Annotated in this window: 3 protein-coding genes; all 3 read right to left on the reverse strand. The window is 37.7% G+C overall.

The genetic code is table 11. The features are described from left to right. Positions 1–43: 43 nt before the first annotated feature. Positions 44–6,631, reverse strand: coding sequence for a beta strand repeat-containing protein (locus MS2017_RS01745; protein ID WP_122951061.1), 6,588 nt, complete (start codon positions 6,629–6,631; stop codon positions 44–46). Between the two features lie 441 nt (positions 6,632–7,072). Beyond that, the gene (locus MS2017_RS01750) at positions 7,073–8,077 is read right to left on the reverse strand and encodes an IS5 family transposase (protein ID WP_122951062.1); all 1,005 of its coding nucleotides are present in this window, start codon (positions 8,075–8,077) and stop codon (positions 7,073–7,075) included. A gap of 77 nt (positions 8,078–8,154) precedes the next feature. Then, the gene (locus MS2017_RS01755; RefSeq protein ID WP_122951063.1) at positions 8,155–9,486 is read right to left on the reverse strand and encodes an IS5 family transposase; all 1,332 of its coding nucleotides are present in this window, start codon (positions 9,484–9,486) and stop codon (positions 8,155–8,157) included. Positions 9,487–9,802: the final 316 nt, after the last annotated feature.

Raw genomic sequence — 9,802 nt, forward strand, 5'->3', positions numbered from 1 at the left:
AAATTACCAAGTGGGTGAAAACTAGGAGAGCAATAGCACGGTTTTAAATCACCGTCCCTGAATCGTACACTCCTAAATCTTTCTCTATCCACAATTGTGCAGTAGCAGCGTTAGTATCACTATAAATATTATAAATTATAGTGCCATCTCCTTTGCTCAAAGGGTTTTTTTCAAAGGCGCTAAGGTCTATATTGACTTTATCGTCTGTGCCACCAATAACCTTAAGAATATTGGTTTCACTGGAAATATCTAATAAATCATTGAGATTAAGTTTTAAGGTGTTGCTACCTGAATTCAAATCAATAATTTCAATGCCTTGAATGCGACCCTTGTTTATTGTAGTGAGGTCTAAGAGTAGATTGCCACCTTCTAATTTCAGGGTGTCAGTATCGCTACCCCCATCAACACGAGCAAGCAAATGACTGCCAAGTGTGTTGCTATAAAGTTTAGCAAGGTTATCACCATTAATAATAATAGTGTCATTACCTACACCTGCATTGAAAACATCATAGCCACCGTTACCTTTTAAAATATCATTACCCAAGCCAGCAACAAACAACTCATCGGCAGAGGTGCCTGTTTGAGTGTCGTTTTTATCAGTATCATTGGTATCACCTTGAAAATCAATTGCATGAGCAACTTCACCTGTGCCATTGCTAATATTTGCTAAATTGACGGCTCTCGTATTGGTTTTACCAAACACCACATAAGATTTACCTGCATTATCGTTGTTAGCGGGGTCTGCCAAATATGCACCAATAATCAAATCATCTAGACCATCGCCATTCACATCGCCTGCTGATGAGACTGAAAAACCACTTCGATCACGAATATTTTCGCCATTAATAACAAAGCCACCTGTGCCAGATGCTATGTCTGATAAATCAATAGCAGTTGCATCAGTTTTACCAAACACCACATAAGATTTACCTGCGTTAATTTTATTAGTGAGGTCTGCTAAATAAGCACCAACAATCAAATCGTCCAAGCCATCGCCATTCACATCACCTGCTGAGGAGACTGAGTAGCCACTACGATCAAAACCATTTTCGCCATTGATGACAAAGCCATCTTTGTTAGAGGTTATATTTAATAAATCAATGGAATTTGTGTCATTTTTCTTACCAAATACCACATAAGATTTACCTGCTTTATTACTTGATAAATAAGCGCCAACAATCAAATCGTCCAAGCCATCGCCATTCACATCACCTGCTAAGGAGACTGCGTAGCCACATTTATCCGAAGCACTCTTGCCATTAATAACAAAGCCACCTGTGCCAGATGCTATGTCTGATAAATTAATGGCAGTTGCGTTAGTCTCGCTGCCAAATATTACATAAGATTTATCTATTTTAGAATTGTTAGTAGGGTCTATCCAATAAGCGCTAACAATCAAATCGTCTAAACCATCGCCATTAACATCACCTGCTGAGGAAACCGAATGTCCATTTTTATCCGCAGCATTCTCACCATTAATAACAAAGCCACCTTTGCCAAATACTATGCTTGATAAATTAATGGTAGTTGTGTTAGTCTTACTGCCAAATATCACATAAGATTTACTGATTGGGGTATCGGCGGCGTTTTTCCAATACGCACCAACAATCAAATCATCCAAACCATCGCCATTCACATCACCTGCTGAAGAGACTAGGTAGCCATTTTGCTCTAAGGCGCTCTCGCCATTGATAGCAAAGCCACCCGTGCCAGATGTTATGCTTGATAAATTAATAGCAGTTGTATTGGTTTTGCCAAACACCACAAAAGTTTTGCCGATATTGCTATTGCTATTGGGGTTCGTTTTATTAACGCCAATAATTAAATCATCCAAACCATCACCATTCACATCACCTGCTGAAGAGACTGAATAGCCACTTTGATCTGAAGCATTTTCACCGTTAATCACAAAGCCACCCGTGCCAGATGTTATGCTTGATAAATTAATAGCGGTTGCGTTAGTTTTGCCAAACACCACATAAGACTTACCTGCATTATTGCCACCAGTGGGGTCTGCCAAATAAGCACCAATAATTAAATCATCCAAACCATCGCCATTCACATCACCTGCTGAAGAGACTGAATGGCCACTTCTATCTGCATTCTTTTCGCCATTGACAACAAAGCCTTGTGCTAGAGTTGTTACCGATACAGTAATGAGTTGCTCAGTCTTGTTGTCCGCAATATCAGTGGCAATAATAGTCACTTTGTGAACCCCTGTTTGAGTCTGTTGTTCTTGGTATTTTAATTCACCAGTGCTGCTAATCGTAAATTTGTCTTTTTGGTTGCCCTCTTTTAAAGTGTAAGTAACTGAATGATCGTCTGTTGCTACTGCCATATATATTATTTCTGATACAGCCATATTTTTTTCAACATCAACGGCAGTTGGACTGGTAAACAAAGGCCCTGTGGTATCTACGACAATTGGTAAAGTATTTTTACTTAAGTTTGAAACATTGCCAGCAATATCGGTTTGCTTGATCTGAATGGCATTGACAGCATAAGTGCCATTAGGTAGCGTAAAACTACTGTTTGTGCCATTAATAAAGTTAGTGCCACCGTTAATAGAATACTGCCAAGTTGCATTTGAGTCTAAATTGCCAACAGTAATCGTGCCATTATTAGTAATACCATCGCTATCTGACACACCTGTGTCTATAAGATTAAGTGTTGGCACTGTTGGAGGGGTGGTATCCAAAACAAATGTTTTGACCGTATCACTTGTATTGCCCGCAGCATCTGTCACAATAACTTTCACTGAATAATTGCCATCTTTATTGTCGCTAGTAATGTAAGTTGTATATTCTCCTGCTGTCATAGCAATAAGTGGCGTTCCGCTGTCCTTGGTAACAAGATAAGTTATCGTATCACCGTTTGACACATTGGTAACAGTTAATCGACCATTATTGGTAATGTTGTCGCTTGTTAATCCGCTGTTTGTTTCCAAAGCAAGGGTTGGTGAGTTCGGAGGGGTTTTGTCTAATATAAAAGTAAGTGCATTGCTACTAACACTAACATTACCCGCATTATCAGTATCGACAATAGTAAGTGTATAAGTAACTTCATCTGCACCTGCCATATAAGTAGCATAAGTTGCCTCATCGGTAACGCTAGTAACTTCGACTTCCCCTTTTTTCAGGTGATAAACACGGGTGTCATTAGTGTTAAGAGTTGAGGTTGTTATTGTGCCGTCTTTTGTGTTGCTTGTGCCATCTGTTAAAGCGATAGTAGGTTGATCTGGAGCGACTGTATCAATCGTTACTACTGTTGTTATTCCTTGACCCGAAATACTGCCATTATTACCAGAAAGATTAACAACCACGGTGTAATCGCCATTGCCAAGTTTTGAAACCCAAGTGTCACTGTGGGCTAAAGTCCAAGTGTTGTCGCTACTAATACTTGGGAGATTAGAGGTAATTTTATGAACAATATTATCGCCTTGTTTAAAGGTGATATCGACAATACTTATACCAGTAACTGCGCCAATGGTAGCAACTGTGCCACTTAAAGTAGCCATTGCCTTCTCATTGATATTGACAATGTGATCATTGCCAATGCCATTCCAAGCAATTGAGGTGGATAAAGCGATATTTTTCACTGATACAGTAATAAGCTGCTCTTTTTCGTTGCCTGCGGTGTCAGTGGCAATAATGGTAGCGGTATCGTTATCATGTGTTGATGTTTGTATTGTTTTGTAAGTGACTATTCCAGTGTCAGCAGTAATCAAAAATTTACTGGCATCGGCATTCTTTATTTTATAAGTAATGCCTTTATCTGTATCACCATTAAGATCAGTTGCTTGAGCATCATAGATAATAGTGGTAATAGGCACATTGATAGGAATATTGATTGTAGTAGACTGCTGGTCAAATATTGGATTTGTGGTATCCAAGACAAATGTTTTGAGCGCATCACTTGTATTGCCCGCAGCATCTGTCACAATAACTTTCACTGAATAATTGCCATCTTTATTGTCGCTAGTAATGTAGGTTGTATATTCTTCTGCCGTCATAGCAACAAGTGGCATTCCGTTGTCTTTGGTAACAAGATAAGTTATCGTATCACCGTTTGACACATTGGCAACAGTTAATCGACCATTATTGGTAATGTTGTCGCCTGTTAATCCGCTGTCTGCTTCCAAAACAAGAGTTGGTAAATTCGGAGGGGTTTTGTCTAATATAAAAGTAAGTGCATTGCTACTAACACTAACATTACCCGCATTATCAGTATCGACAATAGTAAGTGTATAAGTAACTTCATCTGCACCTGCCATATAAGTAGCATAAGTTGCCTCATCGGTAACACTAGTAACTTCGACTTCCCCTTTTTTCAAGTGATAAACACGGGTGTCATTAGTGTTAAGAGTTGAGGTTGTTATTGTGCCGTCTTTTGTGTTGCTTGTGCCATCTGTTAAAGCGATAGTAGGTTGATCTGGAGCGACTGTATCAATCGTTACTACTGTTGTTATTCCTTGACCCGAAATACTGCCATTATTACCAGAAAGATTAACAACCACGGTGTAATCGCCATTGCCAAGTTTTGAAACCCAAGTGTCACTGTGGGCTAAAGTCCAAGTGTTGTCGCTACTAATACTTGGGAGATTAGAGGTAATTTTATGAACAATATTATCGCCTTGTTTAAAGGTGATATCAGTAATACTTATACCAGTAATCGCACTATTGGTAGTAACTGTGCCACTTAAGGTAACTGTTGACAGATCACTGGCATTAATGATGTTGTTATCATTAATATTGTCCCAAATAATTGAGGTAACCAAACTAACGCTCTTCACAGACACGGTAACAAGTTGTTGTGTTGTGTTGCCTGCATTGTCAGTGGCAATAATGGTAACGGTATCGTTATTATGTGCTGATGTTTGTTTTACTTTGTAGGTTACTATTCCCGTGTTAGTAATCAAAAATTTACTGGTATCTGCCTCTTTTATGCTATAAGTAATACCGTCATCGGCATTACCACCTCTAAGATTGGTTGCTTGAGCGTCATAAATGGTGGTTGTAATGGGGGTATTGACAACGATATTGATTGTCGTGGGTGATGAATCAAATGCTGGAGCTATGGTATCAACTGTGATGATTTTAGTATTTGATATGGATATCTTGTTATTTATGTCAGTTGCGGTGGCAATGATATTTATTGTTTTTCCCTCTATGGCAGTAATGTCAGCATTCGTTAAGGCGTAATGCCAAGTTGCACCTGAAACACTTGCATTTCTGTTACTACCATCAATGGATAAGACAACAGTGCTGCCAGTTTTTACTGTGCCAGTAATACTTGTGTTGTCTTTCTCAGAAAAATTAATGACATCGTCTGTGGCCACTACTTCAATTACTGGTATGACTTCCGTTGTGTCAAAGTGGTTGTTAGGCGTTATGTCATATTTTATATTGGCTGTAACTTCTGCTGCTTTAAGCTTCGCTTTTATGTCATTGTCAGTAATACTTGCTTCTTCAATATTGATGCTATCAGCGATTTTTTTATTAGTGTCGCTTGTTTTGATAGTAGTGTCGCTTGCTTTAGCGTCTTTTTCAAATTGAGAAACAACAGCCAGCGCTTGGCCATAGGTATTGCTTGTTGTGATAATGACACCTTCTTTGTTTATAACGGTTTTAACTTCTTCCGTGGTAACATTGCCTGATATACCAAAGACTTTGCCTACTTGCGTATTGGTATTATTAACAAGTTCCTCGGTAATGATTGTTTGTTCGGATATTATTTTGGCAGCAATGTCGGTTAATGGTGTAATGTTGACTTTTGTGTCAGCTGATTGAATAACAATGATTGCCCTTAGATCGCTGTCTAAGTCTTTGACGGCATTTAAAGCTTCGTCCAAATAATCTGCAGTATCCGTTGTATCGGTTAATTTAAGGGTAATAATTGCACCTTGATTATATGACTTGTCCAAGGTAATGGTAAATTCGCCACCGACATCAACGATAAATTCCTTAGAAATGGTGGTTTTACCAACAAAGGCTTGCACTCTTAAACTGTTGCTGGTTATCGGCCCCAAATTAACGGCACCAGTAATGATTGTTTTACCGGCAGTGCCATCATCTTCCTCATTTTCATTATTACCATTATCGTTACTACTGCCATTACCAGCAACAACGGCTACAACTAAAACTACAGCCACAATCCCTATATTTGAAGTAACAACATCGAAGAAACTTTGATTGTTATTTGTGCTTACTGTGCTAGATTCTGTGGAAACAATAGATTGCTCGCCATAAAAATATACAACTTGTGTGTTGTCCTCTAAAGTGAAGAAGGTATCGGGTACAATGTGATAAAGCCCACCGTTTTCAGCAGGCAAGGAAACCAAGCAAGATAAATCAGTGGCACAAACATCAAAATAGTTGTCAAAGACAACAACACTTTCTTCTAATGCTACCTCCAAATCATTGCCGACTTTTTTGGCAATTAAGTTTAATTTCTTGGTGTTAAAATCTTGAGTGCTTAATTGATAAACTGTACCCGCTTGCACTTGAATATGTTGAACGCCTTTGGTGAGAATAACAGCTTCTTCGTTGAGTTTGTCAGCGATTTTTTGAGCCTTATTTTGTAGTGTTGTGATTTGTTTTTTCGTAATTACCTCTGTTTTTGTATTTTTCATGGCGTTTATCCTTTCTTTTTTCTACTACTAATGCTTGAGCGGACATAAGCACTATTTTATTTTTGAAAATGGTATGAGAACAGTTTTTTGCTGTTGGAAAATATTGTAACACAATTTTTGCTATTTACACATACTTGAAAAATTAAATTATTGCACTGTAAGGCTTTTACAGCAGTCTTTTATCTTATTGACACCCATCGTTTTATTTTTGAAAATGGTATAAGTTGGTCTTTCGTTAATATTGATGTCTAATACAAAGGAAGACCCCTGCATAGCACCCTAAAACCAACCATCAAAACCCAAAACCCTCAATTTTTGACTTTTCAAAGTCAAAAAACATATAAAACCCAGCTTTCATTAAAAAAATCATCAATATCAACTATAAATCGCTCATTTTTTACTCTTTTTTGTACTGTTTCCACAAAAAAAACACAATAATCCCTAGGCTGTATTTAATCCCTTGTTAATATAAACATTCGCCGCTCTAACTAGATTATAAGCAATAGCTTTAAGATTAACTTCGCTGGCAACTTTCTCTAAACCAATATAACGACTTCTTGCCAAACCATAAGTGCGTTTGAGCGTACCAAAGGTGCGTTCAACCACAAACCTTCTTTTGCTGATTGCTTTATTGCGTAATTTATGCCAATGACTCATTTGCTTGCCTTTGGGTTTTTTGCGCATAATACCATCTCTTAACTTTTGTGCTTTAAGTGCTTCACTATTAGCTTGAGAGGCTGCTCCTTTGTCGTATAAAACTCTTACGCCTTTTTGATTGCCTGCCTGTTTAACATTTTCTTCAAAATGAGTCATTTCACTATCATTAGCAGGGTGCGTAGTGGCTTTGTTAATTAATCCATTGGCATCAGTTGTTACTACTGATGAATATCCATAAGTGTATTTTCCCGCCTTAAATGTCCATCTTGCATCTTTATCATCTGAATATTGAATTGGGTTACTATCAATCTCATAAACCTCACCAGTTTTGTGTGTTGTAATAATCTTCTTAGTGCGTCTAGCACTTTGAATTAAGGTTGCATCCATGGCAACATGTTTGCCATTAGAGAGTTTGAGTTGATTGTTCTCAAGCATAAGATTGATGCCACTCAAAAGTCTATCAAATAGATTTTGTTTGATTAGTTTGGTTCTAAATCTGCCAATGGTTGTAGCATCAGGTTTGTTGCCACTTAGGCTAAAGTTGCAAAAGTTAATAAAGACTAAATCTCTACTAAGACTATCAGCCAACTTCTCATCAGAGAGATTGTGCCATGTGCCTATTAATAGCGCTTTAAACAGACTAACAGCAGAATAGTCAACTTTAATATGAGACAGATCTTTGGCTATAACTTCCCAATCGATAACTTTGTTAATGATGTCTAGTTGGGAGTTTGGTATGTTGATAAAACTATCAGCAAAGGTTTGTTCTTGAGTGGTTTTAACTCGCATTTTTTTGTAAGTATCTGATAATTAGTCAACCCTTAAAAACCCCAAACCCCACCACCCCTAATCAACCAAACCAGTTTTCAAACAATAACACACAAAATCCTCGCCCTTTTCACAAAAAACAAACCAATTTTTTGCAAAGACAAAAAAATAACAGTGGCAATCAGCCACTTTTTCAAATTCCACGCTATAGCAGCCATTAAAACATTAATCTCATCACCAACTTGCCCTTTGAGTAAATTCCTAGACAATCTAAAATCTGCTTTAAGATGTCCAATGATAGGTTCTATTGCTGCTCGTCTTTTACACAACTTACGCTTTTTATCTCGTTGGTAACGGCTGTCTCGTTTCAGGGGCTTTTTAGGTAAGATGATTTCAGCACCTAATACTTCTTTTGCACCCACATACCCTCTATCACATACTGCCTTCTGAATGGGCTTGATACGATTAGCGTTAGCGTGAACAATGGCTGTATCTAGTGTTTTTGAATCATGAATGTTTGTTTTATGGCTTGCCACGCCAACGATAATGTTGCTGTCTTTGGTAGAGACGATTGAAACTTTGTTGCCATATTCATATTTCTTATGGTCTTTGCCTTTGGCAATAACATAAACATCAGGCTCATGTAGGGCGTAAATTTTGTTTTTGTCTCCAGGTTGTTGAGCGAGCACTTTTTGGTAGAACAAGAAGTCTTTTTGATAGATTTCAAACAAAGAATAGGCTGGAAGTTTGCGTTGCAGTTCACGGATAAGCTTGTTGGCAATGGTTCTGAGTCTTTTAAGGGCTTTTTTGGCTTTGGCACGCTTTTTGACATGGCGAAAGTGGCGAATGCTAAGACGACAGTTTTTAACTTCTTTGACATAAGTTCTTCGCTGTTTGATGCTGTGTTGTTTTGCCAGTTTGTTTAAGCGATTAATTATCTTAATTGCCAGTTTGGCGTCAGTAGGATAAGTGATGTTTTTCTCTTGAACGGTGGTGTCAATTAACACAGTTGACTCTTGTGCTTTTTTACCGTGTAACTCAACGCTCATTTTAAAGATAAGATTAAAACCTTTAACGCCAATGCGTTTTCTGAAATGCACTAACTCAGTGGCGTTACAAGGTACATTAGCAATATAAGCACTGTGACCACAAAAGTATTGGTAATACGGGTTTCTTTTAAACTGCATAACAACGGCTTCATCTGATAGATTCTCTAACTGTTTGAGGATAAGCAAGCCTACCATTAGGCGAATGGGTTTTGAGGGTCTGCCATTGTTAAGGCAATAGTGCTTGGTGAAGGCATCATTGAAAACTTGCCAGTCTATGGCGTGAGATAGTGTAATGAGTGGGTCTTTGATGTCTAATTGATTAAAAAGCTCTGAATGGAATAAATTGTTTTGGGTGGATATTGGTAAGGATTCGGTTAGCATATTTTTTAGGTAAAACGACCAGTAAAAGAGTATTGTTATACCAAAAGTTGGTTGATTTGTCTATGGGTATTTGATTTTTTATTGTTATAAATCAAATTGTTGTGTGGTTTTTAAGGGTTGACTAATTATAGTATTTTATCATAAATTCTAATGTTTGCATAAGGTTTTGAGGGTTGATTTGTGATTTTTTGTTGGGTTTTTTAGTTTAATGCAGGGGTCTTAAAGGTTGTCTAAGAAGAGTTGTTGTTTTTAATTGCTATGGGCGAAAAAAAACCACCCCAAGGGGTGGTTTTTTTGTTTACTAAGGAAAGATACA

The sequence above is a fragment of the Bathymodiolus thermophilus thioautotrophic gill symbiont genome (assembly GCF_003711265.1).
GTDB lineage: Bacteria > Pseudomonadota > Gammaproteobacteria > PS1 > Pseudothioglobaceae > Thiodubiliella.